Annotated in this window: 24 protein-coding genes, 1 pseudogene and 2 riboswitches; of the genes and pseudogenes, 9 read left to right on the forward strand and 16 right to left on the reverse strand. The window is 69.3% G+C overall.

What is annotated here, in order from left to right:
* Nucleotides 1–17: 17 nt before the first annotated feature.
* Together ACIBK5_RS27555 and ACIBK5_RS27560 are read right to left on the reverse strand one after the other, a co-directional pair.
* Nucleotides 18–284: a DUF4190 domain-containing protein gene (locus ACIBK5_RS27555; protein WP_382497112.1), complete on the reverse strand. Its 267-nt coding sequence runs from the start codon at nt 282–284 to the stop codon at nt 18–20.
* 36 nt (nt 285–320) lie between these two features.
* Nucleotides 321–488, reverse strand: coding sequence for a hypothetical protein (locus ACIBK5_RS27560; RefSeq protein ID WP_184598666.1), 168 nt, complete (start codon nt 486–488; stop codon nt 321–323).
* Between the two features lie 115 nt (nt 489–603).
* On the opposite strand from ACIBK5_RS27560, the gene ACIBK5_RS27565 reads away from it, so the two are divergent.
* Nucleotides 604–1,242 (forward strand): TetR family transcriptional regulator, encoded by a 639-nt coding sequence (locus ACIBK5_RS27565; RefSeq protein ID WP_399023446.1) that lies wholly within the window; start codon nt 604–606, stop codon nt 1,240–1,242.
* A 117-nt stretch (nt 1,243–1,359) separates the two neighbouring features.
* On the opposite strand, the gene ACIBK5_RS27570 is transcribed toward ACIBK5_RS27565, so the two are convergent.
* Together ACIBK5_RS27570 and ACIBK5_RS27575 are read right to left on the reverse strand one after the other, a co-directional pair.
* Nucleotides 1,360–1,791: a hypothetical protein gene (locus ACIBK5_RS27570; protein ID WP_399023448.1), complete on the reverse strand. Its 432-nt coding sequence runs from the start codon at nt 1,789–1,791 to the stop codon at nt 1,360–1,362.
* Between the two features lie 109 nt (nt 1,792–1,900).
* The gene (locus tag ACIBK5_RS27575; protein ID WP_399023450.1) at nt 1,901–2,761 is read right to left on the reverse strand and encodes a thioesterase family protein; all 861 of its coding nucleotides are present in this window, start codon (nt 2,759–2,761) and stop codon (nt 1,901–1,903) included.
* Between the two features lie 143 nt (nt 2,762–2,904).
* On the opposite strand from ACIBK5_RS27575, the gene ACIBK5_RS27580 reads away from it, so the two are divergent.
* Entirely contained in the window at nt 2,905–4,140 is a 1,236-nt protein-coding gene (locus tag ACIBK5_RS27580; protein ID WP_399023452.1) for an alpha/beta hydrolase, read from the forward strand.
* Here ACIBK5_RS27580 and ACIBK5_RS27585 read toward each other — a convergent pair.
* The 9 genes from ACIBK5_RS27585 to ACIBK5_RS27625 all read right to left on the reverse strand — a co-directional run bounded on the left by ACIBK5_RS27585 (nt 4,031) and on the right by ACIBK5_RS27625 (nt 13,986).
* Nucleotides 4,031–4,723 carry a trimeric intracellular cation channel family protein gene (locus ACIBK5_RS27585; RefSeq protein ID WP_399023454.1) on the reverse strand — a complete coding sequence of 231 codons (693 nt, stop codon included), beginning with the start codon at nt 4,721–4,723 and terminating at the stop codon, nt 4,031–4,033. The genes ACIBK5_RS27580 and ACIBK5_RS27585 overlap by 110 nt on opposite strands.
* A gap of 46 nt (nt 4,724–4,769) precedes the next feature.
* Complete coding sequence (locus ACIBK5_RS27590) at nt 4,770–5,927, reverse strand: ABC transporter ATP-binding protein (protein WP_399023456.1); 1,158 nt, start codon at nt 5,925–5,927, stop codon at nt 4,770–4,772.
* On the reverse strand, nt 5,924–7,006 hold the full coding sequence (locus ACIBK5_RS27595) for an ABC transporter ATP-binding protein (RefSeq protein WP_399023458.1): 1,083 nt from the start codon (nt 7,004–7,006) through the stop codon (nt 5,924–5,926). Before ACIBK5_RS27595 ends, ACIBK5_RS27590 begins: the two co-directional genes overlap by 4 nt.
* A complete protein-coding gene (locus ACIBK5_RS27600; protein WP_399023562.1) occupies nt 7,003–8,013 on the reverse strand; it encodes an ABC transporter permease in 1,011 nt (336 codons plus the stop codon). The genes ACIBK5_RS27595 and ACIBK5_RS27600 overlap by 4 nt, the downstream gene beginning before the upstream one ends.
* Before the next feature lie 90 nt (nt 8,014–8,103).
* Entirely contained in the window at nt 8,104–9,870 is a 1,767-nt protein-coding gene (locus tag ACIBK5_RS27605) for an ABC transporter substrate-binding protein (protein WP_399023460.1), read from the reverse strand.
* Nucleotides 9,871–9,878: 8 nt separating this feature from the next.
* Entirely contained in the window at nt 9,879–10,877 is a 999-nt protein-coding gene (locus ACIBK5_RS27610) for an ABC transporter permease (RefSeq protein WP_399023462.1), read from the reverse strand.
* 342 nt (nt 10,878–11,219) lie between these two features.
* Nucleotides 11,220–12,020, reverse strand: coding sequence for an enhanced serine sensitivity protein SseB C-terminal domain-containing protein (locus ACIBK5_RS27615; RefSeq protein ID WP_399023464.1), 801 nt, complete (start codon nt 12,018–12,020; stop codon nt 11,220–11,222).
* A 163-nt stretch (nt 12,021–12,183) separates the two neighbouring features.
* Nucleotides 12,184–12,972, reverse strand: coding sequence for an enhanced serine sensitivity protein SseB (locus tag ACIBK5_RS27620; protein ID WP_399023466.1), 789 nt, complete (start codon nt 12,970–12,972; stop codon nt 12,184–12,186).
* Between the two features lie 345 nt (nt 12,973–13,317).
* Nucleotides 13,318–13,986: an AAA family ATPase gene (locus ACIBK5_RS27625; protein ID WP_399023564.1), complete on the reverse strand. Its 669-nt coding sequence runs from the start codon at nt 13,984–13,986 to the stop codon at nt 13,318–13,320.
* A gap of 182 nt (nt 13,987–14,168) precedes the next feature.
* A riboswitch (glycine riboswitch) is annotated at nt 14,169–14,269 on the forward strand.
* Nucleotide 14,270: 1 nt separating this feature from the next.
* Nucleotides 14,271–14,396: riboswitch (glycine riboswitch) on the forward strand.
* Nucleotides 14,397–14,431: 35 nt separating this feature from the next.
* On the opposite strand from ACIBK5_RS27625, the gene gcvT reads away from it, so the two are divergent.
* The 6 genes and pseudogenes from gcvT (at nt 14,432) to ACIBK5_RS27655 (ending at nt 20,491) form a co-directional block, all read left to right on the forward strand.
* Nucleotides 14,432–15,553, forward strand: coding sequence for a glycine cleavage system aminomethyltransferase GcvT (gene gcvT, locus ACIBK5_RS27630; RefSeq protein ID WP_399023468.1), 1,122 nt, complete (start codon nt 14,432–14,434; stop codon nt 15,551–15,553).
* Between the two features lie 146 nt (nt 15,554–15,699).
* Complete coding sequence (gene gcvH, locus ACIBK5_RS27635) at nt 15,700–16,077, forward strand: glycine cleavage system protein GcvH (protein ID WP_399023469.1); 378 nt, start codon at nt 15,700–15,702, stop codon at nt 16,075–16,077.
* Nucleotides 16,078–16,091: 14 nt separating this feature from the next.
* Nucleotides 16,092–17,354 carry a serine hydroxymethyltransferase gene (gene glyA, locus ACIBK5_RS27640; RefSeq protein ID WP_399023471.1) on the forward strand — a complete coding sequence of 421 codons (1,263 nt, stop codon included), beginning with the start codon at nt 16,092–16,094 and terminating at the stop codon, nt 17,352–17,354.
* Nucleotides 17,355–17,512: 158 nt separating this feature from the next.
* A complete protein-coding gene (locus ACIBK5_RS27645) occupies nt 17,513–18,880 on the forward strand; it encodes an L-serine ammonia-lyase (protein WP_399023473.1) in 1,368 nt (455 codons plus the stop codon).
* A 54-nt stretch (nt 18,881–18,934) separates the two neighbouring features.
* Nucleotides 18,935–19,087, forward strand: a pseudogene (locus tag ACIBK5_RS27650) (IS256 family transposase); the annotation flags it as partial.
* 417 nt (nt 19,088–19,504) lie between these two features.
* The gene (locus ACIBK5_RS27655) at nt 19,505–20,491 is read left to right on the forward strand and encodes a helix-turn-helix domain-containing protein (protein WP_399023475.1); all 987 of its coding nucleotides are present in this window, start codon (nt 19,505–19,507) and stop codon (nt 20,489–20,491) included.
* Here the strand turns inward: ACIBK5_RS27655 and ACIBK5_RS27660 are convergent.
* The 3 genes from ACIBK5_RS27660 to ACIBK5_RS27670 all read right to left on the reverse strand — a co-directional run bounded on the left by ACIBK5_RS27660 (nt 20,406) and on the right by ACIBK5_RS27670 (nt 22,673).
* Nucleotides 20,406–20,933 (reverse strand): amidase family protein, encoded by a 528-nt coding sequence (locus tag ACIBK5_RS27660; RefSeq protein WP_399023477.1) that lies wholly within the window; start codon nt 20,931–20,933, stop codon nt 20,406–20,408. The genes ACIBK5_RS27655 and ACIBK5_RS27660 overlap by 86 nt on opposite strands.
* 131 nt (nt 20,934–21,064) lie before the next feature.
* Nucleotides 21,065–22,117, reverse strand: coding sequence for a methyltransferase (locus tag ACIBK5_RS27665; RefSeq protein ID WP_399023479.1), 1,053 nt, complete (start codon nt 22,115–22,117; stop codon nt 21,065–21,067).
* Nucleotides 22,118–22,496: 379 nt separating this feature from the next.
* Nucleotides 22,497–22,673, reverse strand: coding sequence for a hypothetical protein (locus ACIBK5_RS27670; RefSeq protein WP_399023481.1), 177 nt, complete (start codon nt 22,671–22,673; stop codon nt 22,497–22,499).
* Between ACIBK5_RS27670 and ACIBK5_RS27675 the strand changes: the two genes are divergently transcribed.
* Nucleotides 22,668–23,384: a helix-turn-helix domain-containing protein gene (locus ACIBK5_RS27675; protein ID WP_399023483.1), complete on the forward strand. Its 717-nt coding sequence runs from the start codon at nt 22,668–22,670 to the stop codon at nt 23,382–23,384. The two genes, ACIBK5_RS27670 and ACIBK5_RS27675, sit on opposite strands and share 6 nt — an antisense overlap.
* Nucleotides 23,385–23,423 lie beyond the last annotated feature (39 nt).

Raw genomic sequence — 23,423 nt, forward strand, 5'->3', positions numbered from 1 at the left:
CTCCGGGAGACGGCGGCTCAGAAGCTCCAGGAGATCGTGCTGTCGAACTCCATGAAGGCCGCAAGCACCAGCAGGTCGGCGATGCCCAGGCCCAGACCCAGGTAGGCGCGGCCGGGGCGCGCGGTGCCGCGCCACAGGGCGACGCTCGCCAGCACGATGGCGGTCGGACCGAGGAAGAGGTTGAGGACGAGCAGGCCGAGCAGGCCGAGGACGAAGGACGCGACGGCCATACCGTCGGTGTCGCGGATACCGGTGCGGCGCGTGGCCGGAGCGGTGAGCTGCATGATGATCGACTCCCAGTCGGATCGGCGGGACGGTGGTCAGTGGGCCTGCGTGTGGCGCCGGCGGCTGTGGCGCTCGCGGATCGCGAAGATGCCGAGCCAGGCGGCGATGACCACGCCGGCGGCGACGGAGAAGGTGAGCGGCGCGTGGGCCACGGTGCCCAGCACGACCCCCAGCAGCAGGAGTGCGGCGACGATGAACAGCATGGGAAAAGCCCCCAGGGTTTCGGTGAACGGTTGTGGTTACAGTTGTTCACTGACTTCCCAGTCTAGCGTCTCACATGACTTTCCAATTCCAGAGAACAGTTGTTAACTGCATGGTATGAGTCACACCCTCGGCATCCGGCAGGCCCAGAAACAGAAGACCCGGCAGGCACTCCTGGACGCGGCCCTGGGGCTGCTGGAGGGGCAGAGCCTGAGCAGCCTCGGGCTGCGCGAGGTCACGCGCGCCGTCGGCGTCGCCCCGACGGCCTTCTACCGGCACTTCCGCTCCACGGCGGATCTGGGCGTGGCCCTGGTCGAGGAGGCGCTGGGGAGCCTGCACCCGATGATCCGGACGACGGTGTCCGCAACCGGCGACCACGAGGAACGCATCACGCGCGCCATCGAGCTGATCGCCCGTCACGTCGACGGGTACCCCGCACATGTCCGGTTCATCGCCCGTGAACGCCATGGCGGAGTCCAGCCGGTACGGGAGGCGATACGGGACCAACTGGCCCGGTTCGCCCAGGAGGTCAAGGACGAGCTGGCCAAGGACCCGGTGTCCGAGGGCTGGACCGAGGACGACCTGCTGATGCTCGCGCACCTCTACGTCGACCAGATGCTGATCACGGCGTCGCTCTTCCTGGAGGCGCTGGAGGGCCCGGAGAAGGAGCGTGCGGAGCGGACCCGGCACGTCACGCAGGTGGCGACCCGCCAGATGCGGCTGATCGGCCTCGGCCGCCACCACTGGCTGGACTGACACCAGGCGCGCAACGCGGCGGGGCGGCACGCCCGTTCGCCGAGCGCGCCGCCCCTGTCGTGTTCCGGAGGGCCCTGGTCGGGGCCCCCGACCATCGACACCTCTACACCTCTACACCTACTGCTCCTTCTGCGCCTGCGGGGTCTGCTGCCCCTGCCCGCCCGAGGCCTGACCGCCGCCGGGCCCACCGCAGCCGCCGCCCTGACCACCGCCGGGACCGCCCTGCCCGCCGCCCTGAGCACCGCCCGGCGCACCACTGGGCGCACCCGAGGGCGCCCCGGACGGCGCACCCGACGGCTTGGCGCCTCCGGAAGCAGCCCCCGACGGCGCTCCGGAGGGAGCCCCCGACGGCGCTCCGGACGGTGCGCCCGACGGAGCCCCGGAAGGGGCACCCGAAGGCGCCCCCGACGGCGCCTGGCAGGCCTGCTGCTGTCCGGAGCCGCCGCTACTGCCCGAGGACGACGAGGAGTCACCCGAGCCGCAGGCCACCAGGGCGAGCGGCGAGAGCGCCAGCAGGGCCACGGCAGGGAGGAGACGAGCACGCTTCATGAGAGACAGCTCCAGGGAAGGTGAGGAAGTCCTGAGGCGAGCACTCAACCAACGCCGCTCAGGACTCTCCTCGGCACGCCCTGTGATCCGCCTGTCAGTGAGGCAAAGTTCACCCGAGCCTGACCCGGGCGAGCTGTCGGGACTGGGCGACCAGCCGGTCGGCGCTGTCCCAGACCTCGGCGTCCTCCTCCAGGAAGCCGCCGGCGAGGTTGCGCGTGGTGATCGAGACGCGCAGGGGGCCCGGGGCCGGGCGGCAGCGGACGTGCACGGTCAGCTCGACCGTGGGGACCCAGCCCTTGAGCCCGATCTCGAAGGCGGTGGGCGGCAGGGCGTCCACCGCGAGCAGCAGGGAGAGCGGGTCGTGGTCGCGGCCGTCCGCGAGCCCGAACCAGGCACGCATCTCGCCCTTGCCGGACGGCTGCCCGAGAGCCCAGCCCAGCGTCGACGGGTCCAGCTTGAGCATCAGACGGTCGGCGATGGCCGAGCTGCCGTCGACGGGCGCCGGCCCGTCCTCGGGGCCGAAGCAGTGCTCCATCGGCGGGATCGCGGGCGGCTCGGCCGTCGTACGGACGTCGTCGGGCAGGGCGTCCAGGTCGCCGTAGGAGGCGAGGACGCGGATGCGTTCCACCTCTCGGCCCTCTTCGTCGTACTGGAAGAGGGAGGCCTGGCCGGTCGACAGGGTGCGGCCGGTGCGGGCGACGTCCGTGCGGACGACCGCCGGGCCGGGCTGGGACGCGGTCAGATAGTGCGCCGAGACGGTGAACGGGTCGGAGTGCGGCAGGGCGTCCGCGAGCGCGCGGCCCAGGACGGCCAGCAGATAGCCGCCGTTGACGGCGCTGATGATCGTCCAGCCGGCGGAGAGGTCGATGTCGTAGACGCCGGGTGCGCGGAGGGTGAGCGCGGTGTCGCGGTCGAACTCGCTGTCGCCGATCGTGGCCCGGACGGCCGGGGCGGTGGCTGCTTCTGGCATGGCTGAACAGTACAAGAACTAACTACTAAGCGGTAGCTTTCCCCTCTCCCCCAGCCTTCGAACTCGGTGAGACACGGGCAATATCTCGGTAAGTGTCCGACTCGTCCGGACACCTGCGGGCCGTTCCCGTCCTCTGTACGGGCATGAGCCTCACCGGGACCCCGTTCCTCTGCACGCTGGTCGTGCTGTCCGTCGTCGCCCTCGTGCTGCCCTTGGTCCTCTGGTCGCGCCTGCGCGGGCCCCGGGTCGTGCGCGCCGCGGCCCGGACGCTGATGCTGCTGTTCGCGCAAGGGACGGCCGTGGCCCTGGTCTTCACGCTGGTCAACAACGCCAACAGCCTGTACGACACCTGGGGCGATCTGCTGGGCACCGGCGACCATGTGCGGCAGGCCGCCGATCTGGGCGCCGACGGCACCGGCGGCCTCGCCCTGGAGCGGCTGCCCAGGGTGCGCCAGGTCTTCGAGCCGGCCACCGGGCCCGGGATGCGTGCGGCCGGCGGGGTGCGGGTCACCCAGCTCAAGGGCCGGGTGTCGGGCGTGAACGCCGAGGTCTACGTCTGGCTGCCGCCGCAGTACGGCGAACCGGCCTACCGGCATCACCGGTTCCCGGTCGTCGAGCTGCTGCCCGGCTATCCCGGCTCGGCGAAGGCCTGGTTCGGCTCGCTGCACGCGCACGAGCAGCTGCTGCCGCTGATGCGCGACGGGCAGGTCGCCCCGTTCATCCTGGTCGCGCCGCGCACCAGCCTGCTGCCCGGGGTGGACACCGGGTGCGCCAACATCCCGGGCACGGTCGACGCCGACACCTGGCTGAGCGTCGATGTGCCGAGGATGGTCATGGACAACTTTCGCGCCGAGTCCGCCCCCGAGGGCTGGGCCGTCGCCGGCTACTCGGCCGGGGCGCACTGCGCGGCCAAGCTCGCCGTCGCCCACCCCGACCGCTACCGGGCCGCCGTCAGCCTGTCCGGCTACAACGACCCGATCGGCGAACGCGACTCGCTCGCCCCGCAGAGCCCCGCCCTGCGGGCCGGGAACAACCCCTGCGTGCTGCTGCGCGAGGCGCCCGCCCCGCCGCGGGTGGCGCTCTACCTCTCCGGCCAGCCGCACGACGGCTACGAGGCGGCCGTGGCGCTGGAAGAGACCGCGAAGGCCCCGACGACGGTGCATGTGGTGTTCGTGCCGAGGAGCGCGGGCGGTCACACCATGGCGCTGTGGCGGCCCCAGGTCGTCCCGGCGTTCCGCTGGCTGACGGAGATGACGGGTCGCCGGCCCGTCACGGCAGGAGGGGCTGCTCCTCCTCGCTCACCGTCGACCGCCGGTGCCACGCCCGCGGAGCTCGCCAGTGGTATCGCATGGCCAGCAGCCGCAGGACGAAGGCGGTGATCACCGCGAGGGCGCTGGTCAGCGGGGACAGGACGTCGTAGCGGATGCAGAGCACCACCATCGTCGCGCCGACGATCGCCGGGACCGCGTACAGGTCGCGGTCCCAGCGCAGCAGCGAGGGCACCTCGTTGGCGAGCACGTCCCGCAGCACGCCCCCGCCCACCGCGGTGGCCAGGCCCAGACAGGCGGAGGCGGTCAGGCCGAGCCCGTACTCGTACGCCTTCATCGTCCCGGCGACGCAGAACAGGCCGAGGCCTGCCGCGTCGAAGACGTTCACGGCGACCTGGATGCGTTCCACATGGGGATGCAGGAAGAAGACCAGGAGGGTGGCGAGCAGCGGGGTGAGGAAGTACCCCAGGTCCGAGAAGGCGGCGGGCGGTACGGCCCCGATGACCAGGTCACGGAAGAGACCGCCGCCCAGCGCGGTGACCTCGGCGAGGACGGCCATGCCGAACACGTCGAAGTTCTTCCGGACGGCCAGCAGCGCGCCGGAGATCGCGAAGACGAAGATGCCGATCAGCTCGAGCGAGTGCTGGACGGACGGGGTGAAGAGTTCCTGGAGCACCCGAACATTTTTACCCATGGCCGAGCCCCCGCCCCCGGGTGAGGGGGCGGGGGCTCGGGTGGAATCACTTCTCGACGGAGGGCGTGCTGTTCTCCGCGGCGGCTTCGTGAGCCGAGGACAGCAGCTTGGTGTCCTGCGGCTGCTGGTCCTCGAAGTTCTCCGGGTGGTGGCAGGCGACGCGCTGCCCGGCCCGCAGCTCCACCAGCGGCGGCTCGGTCGTCTTGCACATCTCGGTCGCCTTCCAGCACCGGGTGTGGAAGCGGCAGCCGCTCGGCGGGGCGATCGGCGAGGGCACGTCGCCCTTGAGCAGGATGCGCTCGCTCTTGACGCCCCGGCGCTTCGGATCCGGTATCGGCACGGCCGACAGCAGGGCCTTGGAATACGGGTGCATCGGCGACTTGTACAGCTTGTCGCGTTCGGCCAGCTCGACGATCTTGCCGAGGTACATCACCGCGATCCGGTCCGAGACGTGCCGGACGACCGACAGGTCGTGCGCGATGATCACGTACGTCAGGCCCAGTTCCTCCTGGAGGTCGTCCAGCAGGTTCACCACCTGCGCCTGGATCGACACGTCCAGCGCGGAGACCGGCTCGTCCGCCACGACCAGCTTGGGGTTGAGCGCGAGCGCGCGGGCGATGCCGATGCGCTGGCGCTGGCCGCCGGAGAACTCGTGCGGATAGCGGTTGTAGTGCTCGGGGTTGAGGCCGACCACCGACAGCAGCCGCTGGACCTCCTTCTTCACCCCGCCCTCGGGCTCGACGCCCTGGAGCTTGAAGGGGGCGCCGACGATCGTGCCGATCGTGTGCCGCGGGTTCAGCGAGGAATACGGGTCCTGGAAGATCATCTGCACGTCACGGCGCATCGGCCGCAGCTCGCTCGTGCCGAGGTGCGTGATGTCCTTGCCCTCGAACTCGACCCTGCCGTCGGTCGGTTCGAGCAGCCGGGTGATCAGCCGGCCCATGGTGGACTTGCCGCAGCCCGACTCGCCGACGACACCGAGGGTCTCGCCCCTGCGGACCTCGAAGTCGATGCCGTCGACGGCGCGCACCGCGCCGGTCTGCCGCTGGAGCAGGCCCTTGCGGATCGGGAAGTGCTTCTGGAGGCCGGTCACCTTCAGCAGGACATCGCCGTCGGCGGCGGAGTCCTTGGTGAGGGTGGCCCCGCTGGTGTCCGGTTTCTTCACCGGTTCGCTGTCTTTGCTCACCGTTTTGTCGTCGCTCACAGCTTCGGCGCAATCTCTTCGGTCCAGATACGCTCCCGCTGCTCCTGGGTCATGTGGCAGGCGGCCCAGTGCCCGCCGCCGACCTCGGTCAGCTCGGGGCGGACCGTGCGGGTGACGTTGTCCTTCGGGATGTCCGCGTACGGGCAGCGCGGGTTGAAGGCGCAGCCGGACGGGAGGTTGATCAGGGAGGGCGGCGCGCCCTTGATCGGGATGAGCCGGTCCGTCTCCTCCCGGTCCATACGCGGCATCGAGCCGAGCAGGCCCCAGGTGTAGGGGTGCCGGGGCTCGGAGAACACGTCCTCGGCGGGACCGCGCTCCACGCAGCGGCCGCCGTACATCACCAGCAGGTCGTCGGCCATCTCGGCGACCACGCCCAGGTCGTGGGTGATCATGATGACCGCGGAGCCGAACTCCTTCTGCAGGTCATGGATCAGATCGAGGATCTGCGCCTGCACGGTGACGTCCAGGGCGGTGGTCGGCTCGTCGGCGATGAGCAGCTCGGGGTTGTTCACCAGCGCCATGGCGATCATCGCGCGCTGGCGCATACCGCCGGAGAACTCGTGCGGGTAGCCGTCCACGCGCTTGGCGGGCTCGGGGATGCCGACCCGGTCGAGCATCTCGACCGCCCGCTGCCTGGCGACCTTCTTGTTGACGTCGTGGTGGACCCGGTAGGCCTCGACGATCTGCTGCCCCACCGTGTAGTAGGGGTGCATCGCCGACAGCGGATCCTGGAAGATCATGGCCATCTTCCGGCCGCGCAGCCGCCGCACCTCGTCGGGGTCGGCCGCGATCAGCTCCTGGCCGTCCAGCCACACCTCGCCGGAGACCTTGGCACGCGCCGAGCGGTGCAGGCCCATCACGCCGAGCGAGGTGACGGACTTGCCTGAGCCGGACTCGCCCACGATGCCCAGGGTCTTGCCCTTGCGCACATCGAAGCTGACGCCGTCCACCGACCTGACCAGACCGTCGTCCGTGTCGAAGTGGATGCGCAGATCCCGTACGGACAGGAACACGTCGTCCGCGGTGGACGGGGCGACGGAGTCCGGTTCGCCGAGCGCGGCTTTGTCGAGCTTGCTCACGAGTACCTCACCCGGGGGTCGATGGCGGCGTACACCAGGTCGACGATCAGATTGCAGAAGACGATGAAGAACGCGGCGACCAGGGTCACGCCCATCACGATGGGCAGGTCGTTGTCCTTGATGGCCTGGACCGAGTAGGCACCGATGCCCTGCAGGGAGAACACGGTCTCGGTGAGCACCGCGGTGCCGACGAGGGTGCCGAAGTCCATGCCGAAGATGGTGACGATCGGGGTGAGCGCGGAGCGCAGGCCGTGCTTGGCCACGACCGTGGTCTCCTTCAGGCCCTTGGCCCTGGCCGTCCGGATGTAGTCCTCGCTCATCGTCTCCAGCATGCCCGCCCGGGTGAGCCTGGCGTAGAGCGCGGAGAAGAGGAAGGCGAGGCTGACCCAGGGCAGCACCATGTGCCAGGCCCATTCGGCCGGGTTCTCGGTGAACGGGACGTAGTCGATGCTCTCCCAGATGGGGATCTCGTAGACGAAGAGCGCGAGCAGGATCTGGCCGGTGAAGAAGATCGGGAGCGAGACGCCGGCGAGCGCGATGAACATCGAGAAGCGGTCGATCGGCTTGCCCTTGCGCAGGGCCGAGATCACGCCGGTGGTCACACCGGAGATCAGCCAGATCACCGCCGCACCGATGGCCAGCGAGAAGGAGACCGGGATCCGCTGCTCCAACTGGGGCCACACCTCGATGTGGCTCTTGAAGGAGTACCCGAAGCAGGGTGCGCCGCAGTGCGTCGCGTCCGGACCGAACTTGTAGTCGGCGCCGATCACGAGGCCCTTGATGAAGTCCCAGTACTGGACGTAGACCGGCTGGTCCAGCCCGAGGTTCTGCTTGATCGCGGCGACGGACTCGGGGTTCGCGTCCTTGCCGACGTACTGGGTGGCCAACTGGTCGGCCGTCTGGCCCCCGAGGCGGGGCACCAGGAAGAAGATGGCGAAAGTGACTGCGCTGACCACCAGCAGCAACAGCACCGCGCCCATGACGCGTCGGAGGATGTACGCAGCCACAGCTGTACGGCCCCGGGTGGCCGCGGCGGGGTCGTCCGCCGCGGCCACCCGGTGCCTTCACCTGCCTTTCGAAAGGATCCGGCCTGCTGGTTACTTCGCGGAGCTCATCAGCAGGTAGTCGTACATGCCGAGGTAGGCCTGCGTCACCGTGACGTTGGCCGCGGACGTCGGCCTGAGCAGCAGGTTCTTGCGGTAGATGACCGGCACGACCGAGGCGTTGTCGAGCACCATCTTGTCGATGTCACCCCAGGCCTTGGTGCGGGCCGCGTCGTCGGTGTTGGCGATCGCGTCCGTCAGGGCCTTGTTGATCTTCGGGTCGTCCAGCTCCATCAGGTTGTTGCCGCCCGAGGGCTTGATGGCCGCACCGTTGATGATCTGGTCGAGGAAGCCGTAGCCGGTCGGCCAGTCGGCGCCCCACGCCATCGAGAGCATGCCGAGCTTGTTGTCGTGGACGTAGCTCGGGACACCGGCGAAGTTGGAGAAGTACTTGCCGGAGGGGAACTGCTTGATCTCGATGTTGATGCCGATCTTCTTCAGCGACGCCTGGACGGCCGTGGCCTGCGCCACCTCGGCGGGCCGGTCGGAACGGGCCGTCAGGATCGTGTTGAAGCCGTTCGGCTTGCCGCACGCCTTCAGCGCCGCCTTGGCCTTGGCCACGTCACCCTTGTGACCTTCGGTCGCGTAGGTGTCGAACTTGGTGTAGCCGTTGACCGACGGCGGCAGCAGCGTGGTCGCCACGTCGCCCTTCGGCGAACCGCCCATGGCGTCGAGCACCGACTGCTTGTCGAGGCCCCACTGGACGGCCTTGCGGCAGTCGGCGTTGTCGAACGGCTTCACGTTCACGTTCAGCGCGATGTACTGCGTCGCACCGGCGTACGAGCTGTCCGTCTGGTTGGCGTACTTGCCGCGCAGCACCTTCGGCTGGGTCTGCGGCTGCACACCCGTGCCGGCCGCGTCAGCCGTGATCTTGTCGGAGAGCAGGTTGTTGTCGACCGTGACCGGGTTGACCTTGAACTTGATCGTGATCTTGTCCGGCAGGGCCTTGCGGTTCGGGTCCGTCTTCGCGTCCCACTGCGGGTTGCGCACGAGGGTGGCGCTGCGGCCCTCCTCGTAGGACTGGAACTGGTACGGGCCCGTGGACTGGATGGCCTGCACGTACTTCGCGCCGGTGTCCTTGGACTGCGGCACCGGGGCCGTCTGCGAGAACGTCGCCAGGTAGTCGAAGTCGGCGAACGGCTGCTTCAGCTTGAAGACGATCGTCTGGTCGTCCGGCGTCTCGATGGACTTGATGCCCTCGGCGGACTTGTCCTTGTACGGGCCCTTGTACTTGTCGCCGCCCTCCAGGTACGCCTTGAAGTACGTCGGGCCGTTGGACAGGGCCTCGGGCGCGAAGTTGGAGCGCTCGATGGCGTACTTGACGTCCTTGGACGTCACCGGGGTGCCGTCCTGGAACTTCACACCCGAACGCAGCTTGTACGTCCAGGTCTTGGCGTCCGGGCTGGACTTGCCGAGGCCCTCGGCGAGGTCAGGCACGACCTCCAGGCCGTCCTTGCCCGCCGCCGGTTTGAACGTGGTGAGCGTTCTGCCGTAGAGGCGGGAGAAGTTCTGTACCCAGCCGTAGTACGTGTTGCCCGGGTCGAGGGAGTCCGGCACGTCCGAGTGCTCGTACGAGACCGTCCCGCCCTTCTTGCTCGACGCGTTGACGATCGAGTTCAGCGCGGCGTCCTTCTTGCCGCTGCCTCCCCCGTCGTTGTCGTCACCTCCGCCGCCGCACGCGGCAGCACCCAGCGACAGTGCCAGGACCGACGCAACGCCGGCGGTCACCCTTCTCGTCTTCACCTGAGGAAGCCCCCTCATTCGATGGATCACTTGCTGCGAGGGTCGAGGGCGTCACGCAGCCCGTCACCCAGCAGGTTGAAGGCCAGGACGGTGATGAAGATCGCCAGTCCGGGCACGAACATGTACTGCGGATCAGCCGTGTAGAGATCCACAGCGTTGCTGAGCATGCCGCCCCAGGAGGCCTGCGGCGGAGCGATGCCGACACCGAGGAAGCTCAGCGCGGCCTCGAAGAGGATGTTCGTCGGGATGATCAGCGTCGAGTAGACGAGGATCGGCGCGACGAGGTTGGGGAGCAGTTCCCGGAACAGGACGTATGGGCCCCGTGCCCCGAGGCTGGTGGCGGCCTCGATGAACTCCCGCTTGCGCAGGGTCATCGTCTGGGCGCGCACGATGCGGCCGATGTACGGCCAGCTGAAGAAGCCGATCACGAAGATCAGCACACAGATGCGCAGGGACAGGCCGTCGAGACCGAAGAAGCCGTCCTGCACCGAGGCCGAGATCGAGATGGCGAACAGCAGCAGCGGGAACGCCAGGAAGGTGTCCATCAGCCTGCTGATGACGCTGTCGATCCAGCCGCCGTAGTACCCGGCGACGACACCGAGCACGGTGCCGATGCACACGGACAGCAGCGTGGCGCCGCCCGCGACCAGGAGGGAGACCCAGGAGCCGTCGATGATGCGGGCGAGCATGTCCCGGCCGTACTGGGGGTCCACGCCGAGCGGGTGGTCCCAACTCATGCCTCCCCAGCCGCCCTTGGGTGCGAGCAGCGCGGGGTCGATGAGGTCCTGGTTGAACTTGTTGGGATCGAGGTTGAAGATCCACTGGATCGGCTTGGAGAGCACCGCCATCGTGACGAGCAGGATGACGACGACGCCTCCCGCCATCGCCACCTTGTCCCGCTTGAAGCGCATCCAGGCGATCTGGGTGAGCGAGCGCCCTTCGATCTGGCTCTTCTTGACCCCGGCGAGCACGGCCTCGGGCTGTGCTCCGGCTTCCGCCCCGGTGGTCTCGATGGGTGCGGTCACGGTGCGATTGACCCCTCTCGGGCCGGCGATCGCCGTCCCCTGGCTGCCGCTGTAGCGGTTTTGTTTGTCTCGTACACGAGACCGACCCGGCCCGTGTCTTGCGGGGAGTCTTCAACGCTTTGGCGATCTGTTGCCAGACTTGGCGATGAAAGGATGCGTAAACGTGATGCTGTCTGCAGGGTTCCGTTATCCGGACAACGGGTAACAGCGGCCGGACACGCCGCGTCAGGGGGATATTAGGACATCTCTGCCCATTTAACCCTTATCTACGCGCGGAGAGTTGAACGGTTGTCGCGTTCGGGGGCGGTGCGGGAACGGCCTTCGGGGGACCTGCGGAACGGGTCAGTACCTGCCCTGGGCCGGGGGGTATCCGTAGCCCGAGACGGGGGCCTGGACAGGAGCGGTGGCGTGGGCCTCACGGTCGTAGAAGGGGCGTGCGCCGGCGCGCAGCCACATGGCGACCGGGTCGTGCTCGTCGGACATCGCGACGGTCGAGACGGGGAGCCCGTCCGGTACGGCGCCGAGGGACTGCTGCATCATCGCGCGCACCGAGTCCACGGCCGGCGGCGAGGTGTCGTAGACGTCGAGTCCGATGGCGAGATACGGCGCGCCGAGCGCGGGTTGCACCCAGGCGCGGCGCAGCGAGCGGACGGCCGGGGTGCGGTGGGCGTTCTGCGCGAGCAGGGCGTAGAACTGCGGGATCTCGATGGCCGGTTCGGACAGCCGCAGGGGTCCGGCGGGCTGGCGGTCCAGGCCCGTGGCGATCCGGCGCAGGTCGAGCCAGGGGATGCCGACGCCGCCGCCGGGGGCGTGCGGGTTGAGCCAGAGGCCGTAGTGGTCGGGATAGAGGGCGCGGGCCACGTCGACTCCGTCGACGACCTCGTAGCTGCGGTTCCAGCCGCTCGCCGAGAGCTCCTGGGCGGAGGTCACACAGGGGGCGTAGCCGCAGCCCTGGACCTCCATGTTTCCGTACTGGGCGTCGGGGGATCCGGCCTGACCGTGCCACAGGAGCATCCAGATCTGGCCGCTGTGCGGGGTCGCGAGCGCGCGCAGGAGAGCCTCATAGGCGTCATAACGCCCGGGCGTGACCTGGCGCAGCATGTGCTCGACCTGTCCGGCCGCGGCCGTGCCGCTCGCGCTCACCTTTACCGCCCCTTCGTACAACGCCTCGACCGTGACCTAGCTTAAGCCCGCGCAGGTGCCCGGGGCTTGGTGCCGGTTCGCGAGTGCGGGTCGTGTGTGGCTTGTCGCGCCCACGCGGCGGAGCCGCATGGTGTCACAGCCCCGCGCCCCTGAGGTATCTGACCTACTGCTGGTAAAAGGGTCGGACCCTGTTCTTCATCCACTCGCCCACCGGGTCCTCCGCCACGTCCAGCAGGACCAGGTTGACGGGCCAGGGGGCCGGGGCGGCGGTGACGGCGCGGGTGAGGGCGTCCAGGGGCAGGGCCCGCAGGTCGCCTTCCCACTGGGAGAGTTCGACGCCGACGAACATCACCGGATCGGCGGTCTCGATCGCGGCGAGGCAGCGGCGGGCGGTGGCGACGACGCCGATCGCCTCGAACTCGGCGGAGGCCGCGGCGAGGAAGTCCACCGGGTCGTCCTGCCAGTCGGGCTCGAAGAGACGGACCCGGCCGCCGCTCGCGGGACCGTCCAGCGGGGTCCGGCCGGCCCGGCACAGCTCGGCGACGGCGGGCGGCGGAAGCGGGATGCCGACCACGCCACCGGGGTTGATGGCCATCCCCGCGTGCGGGGGCAGACCACGGGCGAACTCCACGGCCGGCGCGATGGTGTACGACATGTGCGAGCCGACGACCTGGCGGAACTGCTCCTCGGAGCTGAACACCGGCACGAACGCCTGGCCGTCGATCTCGATGCCGGGGAGGTCGAGGGGGCCGCTCTGCGGGCCGCCGCCGCTGGGCAGCGGGATCCACACGAAGCTCCGGCCGAGCACCTCGACGATCCGCCCGCCGGCCGAGGGGCCGGCGCCGAGGGATGCCGAGAGCACCTCCTCCAGCTCGTTGCCGGGCCATCCGCCGTGCGGGTGGGTCTGCGTCTGCGCCGGGAAGTCCGCGGAGAAGTCCGCCGGGAAGTCCATCTGCCTACCGCCTGCCTGAAACCACTGCTGTGGCTCAAAGGCTAGCGGCTCGGGAACGGGGGACGACCACCCCGTGAACCACGCCGCGGGGCCGCGGGCGGCCGACCCGCGTTCTCCGGGCTCACCGACCGCGGCTGCCCACCCGTGAACACGCTTCACCGACTCCGGCGCCCGACCCCATGAACACGGATCACCGACCACGGCCGCCAAGCCCCACGAATACGGCTCATCAACCCGGCCGCCGGCCCCTGAACACGGATCACCGGCCACGGCCGCCGGCCCGATAACCAGAGCCGTCGGCCGCGGACCGCCGGCCCGGCCGTGCCGGACCATGGGCCGGGGGCGTCAGCCCGCGAAGCCGATGTGGTGCAGGGTGTTCGCCGCGTCGCGGTCGGCGAGGATCGCCGAGCCGCAGCCCGTGGGGAGTTCGCCGCGCTCCACCTCTCGCAGGAGGCGGGTGGTGGCCGCGCGGTGGCGCAGGAACGCGTACCGCGAGACGCCGCGGCCGCGGTCGCGCTGGCCTGCCAGGGCCTGCTCGGGGGTGACGTCGAGCATCAGCAGATGGAGCGTGCCGCCCCGGCGGCGGGCCTCGCGGGCCAGCCAGCGGCGGACCCAGGCCTGTGTTCCGCAGTCGTGCACGACGACGCCCTCGCCGGTGCGCAGGGCGCGGCGCAGCCCCGCGTAGTGGGCGAGGCGGACGAGCGGGCGGTAGACCGCGTACGGCAGGGCGCGCGGCATGCGGCCGGCCCAGTGGTCGCGGGTGTCCTGGGAGTCGATGCGCCGGCCCGGCACGGTGCGCCGCATCAGCGTGGACTTGCCGCTCCCGGGCAGGCCCGTGACCACGACGAGGTCGCGGGGGCCGAACAGCAGCGCGTGCGGGCCGAGGCCGGCGCGCTCGCGCAGATCGCGGACGACCGGCACCGGCTGCGGGCCGCAGGCCGCGCGCACCGGAGCGGTCGGCTGCTCGGGCAGCGCGATGCCCGATGTCGTGGCGTACGCGGTGGTCCTGTTCACCGTGATCGTCCTCCCCTGGGGCCAGGTACGGAGTCCCATGCCCGCCGAGTGTAAAGAGAAGGTAATGCCCGATGTCTCTGGATTTAGTCCTCTTCCTGCAACATCCCTGCTACAGGGTGGTCCCCCTGCCACCCCGCGACAATGCGTGCAATGATGTGCGCGCCAACTGCATACCGGCCGTTTGAATCCGCGCGGGAGAGTCCCCAGCACCGTCCGACGCTGGGGCGCCGAAGGAGCAAGTCCCTCCCTTGAATCTCTCAGGCCCCGTTACCGCGCGGGCGAGGCACATCTGAAAAGCGGGCCGCACCCTTCTCCGGAGTCCGGGGAGTGGCGTGGCTCCACCCAAGGTGCAAGCCGTGTCCCGTGTGGTCATGGCGAACCTCTCAGGTTCCGATGACAGATGGGGAGGAACGACCTCGCCGTCATGCCTGGGAGACAACGACCGATGAGCAGTACAGGAGAACTCCGCCACACCGCGCTCGATGCCCTGCATCGTTCGCTCGGCGCGACGATGACCGACTTCGCCGGCTGGGACATGCCCCTGCGCTACGGCTCCGAGCGCGACGAGCACAACGCCGTGCGCACGAAGGCCGGGCTGTTCGACCTCTCCCACATGGGCGAGATCACCGTCACCGGCCCGGGGGCCGCCGACCTCCTCGACTTCGCCCTGGTGGGCAACATCGGCGGGGTCAAGCCCGGCCGTGCCCGCTACACCATGATCTGCCAGGCCGACGGCGGCATCCTCGACGACCTGATCGTCTACCGGCTGGGCGAGACCGAGTACATGGTGGTCGCCAACGCCTCCAACGCCCAGGTGGTCCTGGACGCACTGGTGGAACGTTCCGCCGGCTTCGACGCCGAGGTGCGCGACGACCGGGACGCCTACGCGCTGCTCGCCGTCCAGGGCCCGGAGTCCCCGGGGATCCTGAAGTCCCTGACCGACGCCGACCTCGACGGCCTGAAGTACTACGCCGGTCTGCCCGGCACGGTCGCGGGTGTCCCGGCCCTCATCGCCCGCACCGGGTACACCGGCGAGGACGGCTTCGAGCTGTTCGTGAAGCCGGAACACGCCGTCGAGCTGTGGCAGGCCCTGACCAAGGCGGGCGAGGGCGCCGGCCTGGTCCCGTGCGGGCTGTCCTGCCGCGACACGCTGCGCCTGGAGGCGGGCATGCCGCTGTACGGGCACGAGCTGAGCACCTCCCTGACGCCCTTCGACGCCGGGCTCGGCCGGGTGGTGAAGTTCGAGAAGGAGGGCGACTTCGTGGGCCGCGAGGCCCTGACCGAGGCCGCCGCACGCGCCGAGCAGAACCCGCCGCGCGTCCTGGTCGGCCTCGTCGCCGAGGGCCGTAGGGTCCCGCGCGCCGGGTACCCGGTCGTCACCGGCGGCGAGGTGATCGGCGAGGTCACCTCCGGCGCCCCCTCCCCCACGCTCGGCAAGCCGATCGCGATGGCGTACGTCGACCCCGCGCACGCGGCGCCCGGCACGTCCGGTGTGGCCGTGGACATCCGGGGCAGTCACGAGCCGTACGAGGTCGTGGCGCTGCCGTTCTACAAGCGCCAGAAGTAGCGACCGGCCAAGCGCCGGAAGCGGACACCGGCCGCGGGCCGCCACAGCGGTCCCGGGCGTCTCTCCCCCCCGCTCACCAGCGGTTTCCTTCATCAACATTCATCAGCATTTATCAGCACTCCCGCGCGTACAGGAGAATCCAGGCCATGAGCAACCCCAAAGAGCTGCGGTACAGCAAGGAGCACGAGTGGCTGTCGGGCGCCGAGGACGGCGTCTCGACGATCGGTATCACGGAGCACGCGGCGAACGCGCTCGGCGACGTCGTCTTCGTCCAGCTCCCGGAGGTCGGTGACGCCGTGTCCGCGGGCGAGACCTGCGGCGAGCTGGAGTCGACCAAGTCCGTGTCCGACCTCTACTCCCCGGTCTCCGGCGAGGTCACCGAGGTCAACGAGGACGTCGTGAACGACCCGTCGCTGGTGAACTCGGCCCCCTTCGAGGGCGGCTGGCTGTTCAAGGTGCGCGTCACGGACGAGCCGGGCGACCTGCTCTCCGCCGACGAGTACACCGCGTTCTCCGCCGGCTGAGAGGTCGTAGCCGTATGTCCGTCCTGAACACGTCCCTGCACGAGTTCGACCCGGCCGTGGCCGCCGCGGTCGACGCCGAGCTGCACCGGCAGCAGTCCACGCTCGAGATGATCGCCTCGGAGAACTTCGCCCCGGTCGCGGTCATGGAGGCACAGGGCTCGGTCCTGACCAACAAGTACGCCGAGGGCTACCCGGGCCGCCGTTACTACGGCGGCTGCGAGCACGTCGACGTGGTCGAGCAGATCGCGATCGACCGCGTCAAGGAGCTGTTCGGCGCCGAGCACGCCAACGTCCAGCCGCACTCCGGTGCCCAGGCCAACGCCGCCGCGATGTTCGCTCTGCTCAAGCCGGGCGACACCATCATGGGTCTGAACCTCGCGCACGGCGGGCACCTCACCCACGGCATGAAGATCAACTTCTCCGGCAAGCTCTACGACGTCGTCGCCTACCACGTCGGCGACGACGGCCGGGTCGACATGGCCGAGGTCGAGCGGCTGGCGAAGGAGTCCCGGCCGAAGCTGATCGTCGCGGGCTGGTCCGCCTACCCGCGGCAGCTGGACTTCGCCGAGTTCCGCCGGATCGCGGACGAGGTCGGCGCGTACCTGATGGTCGACATGGCGCACTTCGCCGGGCTGGTGGCGGCGGGGCTGCACCCGAACCCCGTACCGCACGCGCACGTGGTCACCACCACCACCCACAAGACGCTGGGCGGCCCGCGCGGCGGTGTGATCCTCTCCACGGCCGAACTGGCCAAGAAGATCAACTCCGCTGTCTTCCCCGGTCAGCAGGGCGGTCCGCTGGAGCACGTGATCGCGGCCAAGGCGGTCTCGTTCAAGGTCGCCGCCTCCGAGGACTTCAAGGAGCGCCAGCGCCGTACGCTGGAGGGTGCCCGCATCCTGGCCGAGCGTCTGGTGAAGGACGACGTCCGGGCCGTGGGCGTGGACGTCCTGTCCGGCGGCACGGACGTGCACCTGGTCCTGGTCGACCTGCGCCACTCGGAGCTGGACGGACAGCAGGCCGAGGACCGCCTCCACGAGGTGGGCATCACGGTCAACCGCAATGCCATCCCGAACGACCCGCGCCCGCCGATGGTGACGTCCGGCCTGCGGATCGGCACGCCGGCCCTGGCGACCCGGGGCTTTACGGCCGAGGACTTCGCGGAGGTCGCGGACGTCATCGCCGAGACGCTCAAGCCGTCCTACGACGCGGACGCGCTCAAGGCCCGGGTGCAGGCCCTGGCCGACAGGCACCCGCTGTACGCGGGCCTGAACAAGTAGCGCCCGCAGAGCGACACCTGCACAAGCAACACCTGCAAAAGCACCACCTCACAAGCAGCACCTCATAAGTAGCGAAGAAACCTTTCAGGGCGCCGTGCCCGCCACAAGCGGTCGCGGCGCCCGGCCCCACCGCACCACCCCCGTAGTCAGGAGTTCCCGTGGCCATCTCGGTCTTCGACCTGTTCTCGATCGGCATCGGCCCGTCCAGCTCCCACACGGTCGGCCCGATGCGCGCGGCCGGCCTGTTCGCCCGGCGGCTGCGCAACGAGGAGCTGCTGGAGTCGGTCGCCTCGGTCCGTGCCGAGCTGTACGGCTCGCTCGGCGCCACCGGCCACGGCCACGGCACGCCCAAGGCGGTCCTGCTCGGCCTGGAGGGCGACTCCCCGCGCACGGTCGACGTGGAGAAGGCCGACGACCGGGTGGAGGCGATCAAGACCGACGGCCGGCTGAATCTGCTGGGCGAGCACGAGATCGCGTTCTCCTTCGACGACGACATGGTCCTGCACCGCCGCAAGGCCCTCCCGTACCACGCGAACGGCATGACCCTGTGGGCGTACGACGCCTCGGGCGCGGAACTGCTGACGAAGACCTACTACTCGGTCGGCGGCGGCTTCGTCGTCGACGAGGAAGCCGTCGGAGCGGACCGCATCAAACTCGACGACACGGCCCTGAAGTACCCCTTCCGCACGGGCGACGAGCTGTTGCGCCTGGCGGAGGAGACGGGCCTGTCCATCTCGGCGCTGATGCTGGAGAACGAGCGCGCCTGGCGCACCGAGGAGGAGATCCGGGCCGGCCTGCTGGAGATCTGGCGGGTGATGGAGTCCTGCGTGGCGCGCGGCATGTCCCGCGAGGGCATCCTGCCGGGCGGCCTCAAGGTGCGCCGCCGCGCCGCGAACACCGCGCGCAAGCTCCGCTCCGAGGGCGACCCGCTGGCCCTGGCCATGGAGTGGATCACCCTCTACGCGATGGCCGTCAACGAGGAGAACGCGGCCGGCGGCCGGGTCGTCACCGCCCCGACCAACGGCGCGGCCGGCATCATCCCGGCGGTCCTGCACTACTACGTCAACTTCGTGCCCGGCGCCGACGAGGAGGGCGTGGTCCGCTTCCTGCTCGCCGCGGGCGCGATCGGCATGCTGTTCAAGGAGAACGCCTCCATCTCCGGTGCCGAGGTCGGCTGCCAGGGCGAGGTCGGCTCCGCCTGCTCGATGGCCGCGGGCGCCCTGGCCGAGGTCCTCGGCGGCTCCCCCGAACAGGTCGAGAACGCCGCCGAGATCGGCATGGAACACAACCTCGGCCTCACCTGCGACCCGGTCGGCGGGCTGGTCCAGATCCCGTGCATCGAACGCAACGGCATGGCCGCGGTCAAGGCCGTCACCGCCGCCCGCATGGCCATGCGCGGCGACGGCTCCCACAAGGTGTCCCTGGACAAGGTCATCAAGACGATGAAGGACACCGGGGCGGACATGTCGGTGAAGTACAAGGAGACGGCCCGGGGCGGGCTGGCGGTGAACATCATCGAGTGCTGAGGGGGTGGGCCCCGACCAGCGCGTTCGTTTCTTTCGGCGCTGTCAGGGCCTTCCCTGGTCGCCGCGACCATCCGCACCATCTTCGCCCAGCCCGGCCAGGACGCTGTCCGCAATCAGCTCCACACGGTCGCCGACATGCTTGGCGCACAGTTTCCCCAGGTCAAACAGATGTTCCTGGACGCCAAGGATGACCTCACCGCCTTCGCCCCGGGCGTCCCAGCAGCAACGGCTTCGCGATCTCCCACAAGCCGTCCGGGACGATCCAGCTCGATCTGTCCCCGATCGACCAGGTGAACCGGCGGGCAACCGCCGTCCTGCGGTACTTGGAGGGCGCGCACCACGCGACGTGGCGACCCAAGCGGTACAGCCTGCTATACCGCTTCTCGGGGTGTACACGGCAACGACCGCCGGGGTCCGTGGCTGATGTGCTTGACCCGTCGCATCAGCCACCCCTTGAAGGGACACCGCGGTGAACTCCGAAGTACCCGCCCTCGTTACGCCCCTGACGACCACTCAGGCAGCGGATATCTCCCCTTGAGCACCGTGCGCAGCGACTGTTCGAGTCGAACAATAGTGCTATAAAATGGAGTTGGAGTATCGACTGTGAGGTGGAACCGACTGGCGATGGACAGCGATGGAGCGGTGGCCGATTCGTCGCGCAGGAGCTTCAGCTGGGACTCCACAGACTTCGAGGCCTTCAGATGCGAGTGGGAGGCACGGCTTGGCCCGGGCTTCCCACTGACGACCTTCACTCGGGCCACCACGGATGCCTTCTGGGTCAAGGGCCGCGCTGTCATGGTGCGCGATGTGGCCCTCACCGATTTCCGCACTGCGTTGCCCCTTCGCACCGCGCCCGCGCCGGACATTGATGAAGACTGGGTGCAGTTGTTCGTCGTACGCCGCGGCGCATGGATGATCGACAGCTCGTCCGATCACGCCGTGCACACCGTATCCGGCGGGCAGTTCCTGCTCCGGTATTCGGGACGGCAGACGACGTACGAGACGTCGTCACACATCAGCGCGCAGAATTTCCTTCTGCCCGCCGGGGAGCTCAAACCGTTGGTCGGGGGCCGGACCAGCATGGGGTCGGCGGATACGGCTGAGATGCGCCTGCTGTCGGCCTACGCGAACACGGTCCACGCCGTCCTTGCCGACCTGGGCCCGGCCGGTGTGCAGGCCGTTTGGAGCACGCTGATCGAGCTGGCCAAGGCGGTGGCGATGCGTCGTTTGGACGTTGTGGAGCCCCAGCTGGCTCCCGCGCTCGCCCAGGCCGCGAAGGACCTGGCGAACAGCCACCTCGCCGAGCCCGAGCTTTCTCCCGCGATGCTCGCCCGCGAGCTGAGCGTCTCCGTCCGTACCCTCCAGCGGGCGTTCGCCGTGACGGGAGAGTCGGTGACCGCCTACATCCGTGACCGACGGCTGGAAGGGGCCCGGACGGCTCTCATCGCTCCGGCCGGCCGACTGAGCGTCTCGGAACTCGCCGCTCACTGGCAATTCGCCGACAGCAGTCACTTCATCCGTGCCTTCAAAAAGCGCTACGGCGAGACGCCCACCGAGTACGCCCGGTCGGCTGCCGCGCATGAGGCGGGAGAACCGCGCCGCGGCACGTGATGCCCCGCCTCACCACGTGGTAGAGGTTGAGTGACCGGCCGGCGACCAGGTTGTCGGTCTCGGTCCAGTAGGACATCTCCGGCAGGTTGGTCTTCGCCAACGGGATGCCGCCCGCAGCCCGCAGCCGTGCCACGGAGGTGGCGTCGGCCTCCGGTACGTGATCGGCGAACAACGACGATCCCCGGGTGGTCCGAACACCCTCGGTGTCGAACGAGTCCTTGATCGTGAACGGCACACCACCCAGCGGCCCGGTACGCGGGTGCGCGGCAGCGGCGAGGGCCTGCTCGCCCAGCACGGTGACGAACGCGTTGACCCGCTCGCCCAGCGCCTCGATGCGATCCAGATGCACCTGCACGCCCTCGATCGCGGTGACCTCGCCGACGGCTATCAGGCGCGCCAGCTCGGTCGCGTCGAGCCAGACCAAATCCACAGTGTCCGCCATCGATGATCGTAATGATGGGAGCCGGCACCCGTCGTTGGCGGCGGCCCAACGAACCGCGTTACAACAGCTCGCCGGCGACCGGTCACCCGGACGCCGGCGAGGCCGGAAGCGAGAGCATCGTGCGGCTGCCGTCAGACGGCAACGAGTTCCAGGCCGAAGTAACCGCCACCGACGGGGTACGTCTTCGACCGGCGCCATCCCGAGGCAGCGAAGAGCGCGTCGAATTCGTCCAGATCGCGTTCCATGCCGTTCGTCATGGTGAGCATGGCCATGTCCGACCGGGTGGCGAAGTCGTCGGGCTGACCGATCTCGCCGATGACCATCTCGACGACCAGCGCGCGTCCCCCCTCGTTCACGGCGGACCTGCAACTGCGCAGGATGGTCGCGCTCTGGGCATCGTCCCAGTCGTGCAGGATCGTCTTCAGCAGGTAGAGGTCCGCCGGGGGGACCTCCGCGAAGAAATCGCCCGCCACTGCGGAGAAGCGGTCGGACAGACCACGCTTCTCGGCCTCGCTGCGAGCGCCCTCGACGGCGTGAGCCAGATCGAGGACCTGCCCGCTCAGCCGGGGGTTGGCCTCCATCAGCGACAGGACGAAATCACCGTTCGAACCGCCGACGTCGACAACGGTGGACACGTCGGCGGTGGAGACGGCGGCCACGGCGCCGTGCGTCACCAGGCTGGACAGGTCGCCCATCGCCTGCGCGAAGAGAGCTGCTTCCTCGGCGTGCTCCGGCTTCGCGTAGTACTCGAAAATGTCCATCCCCAACGCCTGCCTGGTCTGGGTCCTGCCTTGCCGCACAGCATCGGGGAAGTGGTCCCAGGACTGCCAGTGCGCGCCGCCGGCCTGGGCCAGTACCAGGGAGCGCAGGGAGCCGGGCACATCCGAACGCAGCAGTCGGCCTCGACCGGTGAGAGCGAACCGATGCTGCCCCTCGTGGCTCAGCATGCCCAATGACGAGGCCGCGCGCATCAGACGGTATGTGGCCTGCGGGTGACTGCCCTCGCGCTCGGCCACCTCCTCGGCCGTCATGACTCCGTCGGAGAGGTGATCGGCTATGCGCAGCGCCGCTATGCCCCTCAGGGTCTGGGCGACGACAAGGCCGGTCAGCATGTCGAAGACAGCGGCAGCATCGGCTACGGGATCGTTCGACGCGACGTCAATACCACGGTTGGTGTCAGGCATGACAGTTGAGACCCTTCAGGATTCACAGTGAGGCGGAAGCCAGCCCTGAGCTGCCGTCCGCCTGTTTCGCAAGGGGCGCCACCCGGGGTCTTCGCGTCGCGCTCGGCGACGTCGTCCGCGCTCCTCACCTTAGGGAGACGGCCACGGCGTGCGCTTGGACCACAGCGACACTCTGATGGGACGGCAGTGCCGGGAAGACGCGTGCCGTGGTGGGATGAGGCCGCAAAAGTGCGGCTACCGATGAACTGAGGCGATGGTGATCAGCGACACGGGGAACGGTGAACCGCGGCCCGACGGACCGCGGAGGAACTTCTTCGCCGACGTCACAGCCTCTGGCACCGCGCGGGACGGTTTCGACGTCTTCCGGCGTCAATGGGAATCACAGACCGGAGAGGCGCTCCCCCTGCCGCCCCTGGAGCCGCTCGGATCGGACGGCTTCCGGGTCCGTGTCCGCGCGGCCAAGCTGCACGACACGGTGGTCGCGGGCCTCCAGGGTTCGGTGGCCGGCGTCACTCGGGGCGCCTCCCACCACCTCGACGACCGAGTCCTCGTGCATGTGGTGGAGCGAGGCGAGTGGCGCTTCGTCCGTCCGCGCGACCGGGGCGAGGCCTCCATACCGGCCGGGCAGTTCATCGTGCGGCACAACGGTCCCCCGACGCGATTCGAGGTGGAACCGCGCACCACAGCAAAGGTGCTGATCCTGCCGGCCTCGCAACTCAGGCCGCTGATCGGTGACCGGGCGATCGTCGGGCAGGCCGACTCTGCCGAAATGCGTCTGCTCACGGCGTATACCAAAATCGTGGAGTCGACGTTGAACGACCTCACCGATGCCGGCGTGCAAGCCGCTCGGAACTCTCTGATCGAACTGGTCAAGGCAGTCCTCGTGCAGGCGTTCGACGACCGTGAGCCACAGCTCACCCTCGCCCTGGCCCAAGCGGCCAGAGACATCGTGGACAGGCGCCTCACCGATCCCGACCTCTCCCCCACGGCCCTGGCGCGCGAACTCAAGGTCTCCGTACGGACGCTGCACCGGGCGTTCGCCGAGGCCGAGGAGTCAGTGGCCACGTACATACGCCGCAGGCGGCTGGAACGAGCAAGCCTCGAACTGACAGCGCCCGTCGGCCGACCGACCATTTCGGAGCTCGCGGCACGCTGGCAATTCACCGACAGCAGCCACTTCACTCGTGTCTTCAAGAAGGAGTACGGCCAAACGCCCACCGAGTACGTCCGGTCGAGCAGCGGTCGCGTTCACCGGGCTGCGCGGTGAGAGCGCGCCGGGTCTCTTCCAGCCGCCGGCGGCGGATGT

The organism is Streptomyces sp. NPDC050546 (assembly GCF_044457425.1).
Classification (GTDB): Bacteria; Actinomycetota; Actinomycetes; order Streptomycetales; family Streptomycetaceae; genus Streptomyces.

Excerpts from the sequence above, each read along its gene's own strand:
- ACIBK5_RS27555 (WP_382497112.1), bottom strand. The coding sequence starts at position 284 with ATGCAGCTCACCGCTCCGGCCACGCGCCGCACCGGTATCCGCGACACC.
- ACIBK5_RS27560 (WP_184598666.1), bottom strand. The coding sequence starts at position 488 with ATGCTGTTCATCGTCGCCGCACTCCTGCTGCTGGGGGTCGTGCTGGGC.
- ACIBK5_RS27565 (WP_399023446.1), top strand. The coding sequence starts at position 604 with ATGAGTCACACCCTCGGCATCCGGCAGGCCCAGAAACAGAAGACCCGG.
- ACIBK5_RS27570 (WP_399023448.1), bottom strand. The coding sequence starts at position 1,791 with ATGAAGCGTGCTCGTCTCCTCCCTGCCGTGGCCCTGCTGGCGCTCTCG.
- ACIBK5_RS27575 (WP_399023450.1), bottom strand. The coding sequence starts at position 2,761 with ATGCCAGAAGCAGCCACCGCCCCGGCCGTCCGGGCCACGATCGGCGAC.
- ACIBK5_RS27580 (WP_399023452.1), top strand. The coding sequence starts at position 2,905 with ATGAGCCTCACCGGGACCCCGTTCCTCTGCACGCTGGTCGTGCTGTCC.
- ACIBK5_RS27585 (WP_399023454.1), bottom strand. The coding sequence starts at position 4,723 with ATGGGTAAAAATGTTCGGGTGCTCCAGGAACTCTTCACCCCGTCCGTC.
- ACIBK5_RS27605 (WP_399023460.1), bottom strand. The coding sequence starts at position 9,870 with ATGAGGGGGCTTCCTCAGGTGAAGACGAGAAGGGTGACCGCCGGCGTT.
- ACIBK5_RS27620 (WP_399023466.1), bottom strand. The coding sequence starts at position 12,972 with ATGGACTTCCCGGCGGACTTCTCCGCGGACTTCCCGGCGCAGACGCAG.
- gcvT (WP_399023468.1), top strand. The coding sequence starts at position 14,432 with ATGAGCAGTACAGGAGAACTCCGCCACACCGCGCTCGATGCCCTGCAT.
- gcvH (WP_399023469.1), top strand. The coding sequence starts at position 15,700 with ATGAGCAACCCCAAAGAGCTGCGGTACAGCAAGGAGCACGAGTGGCTG.
- glyA (WP_399023471.1), top strand. The coding sequence starts at position 16,092 with ATGTCCGTCCTGAACACGTCCCTGCACGAGTTCGACCCGGCCGTGGCC.
- ACIBK5_RS27655 (WP_399023475.1), top strand. The coding sequence starts at position 19,505 with ATGGACAGCGATGGAGCGGTGGCCGATTCGTCGCGCAGGAGCTTCAGC.
- ACIBK5_RS27660 (WP_399023477.1), bottom strand. The coding sequence starts at position 20,933 with ATGGCGGACACTGTGGATTTGGTCTGGCTCGACGCGACCGAGCTGGCG.
- ACIBK5_RS27665 (WP_399023479.1), bottom strand. The coding sequence starts at position 22,117 with ATGCCTGACACCAACCGTGGTATTGACGTCGCGTCGAACGATCCCGTA.
- ACIBK5_RS27670 (WP_399023481.1), bottom strand. The coding sequence starts at position 22,673 with ATGCACGAGGACTCGGTCGTCGAGGTGGTGGGAGGCGCCCCGAGTGAC.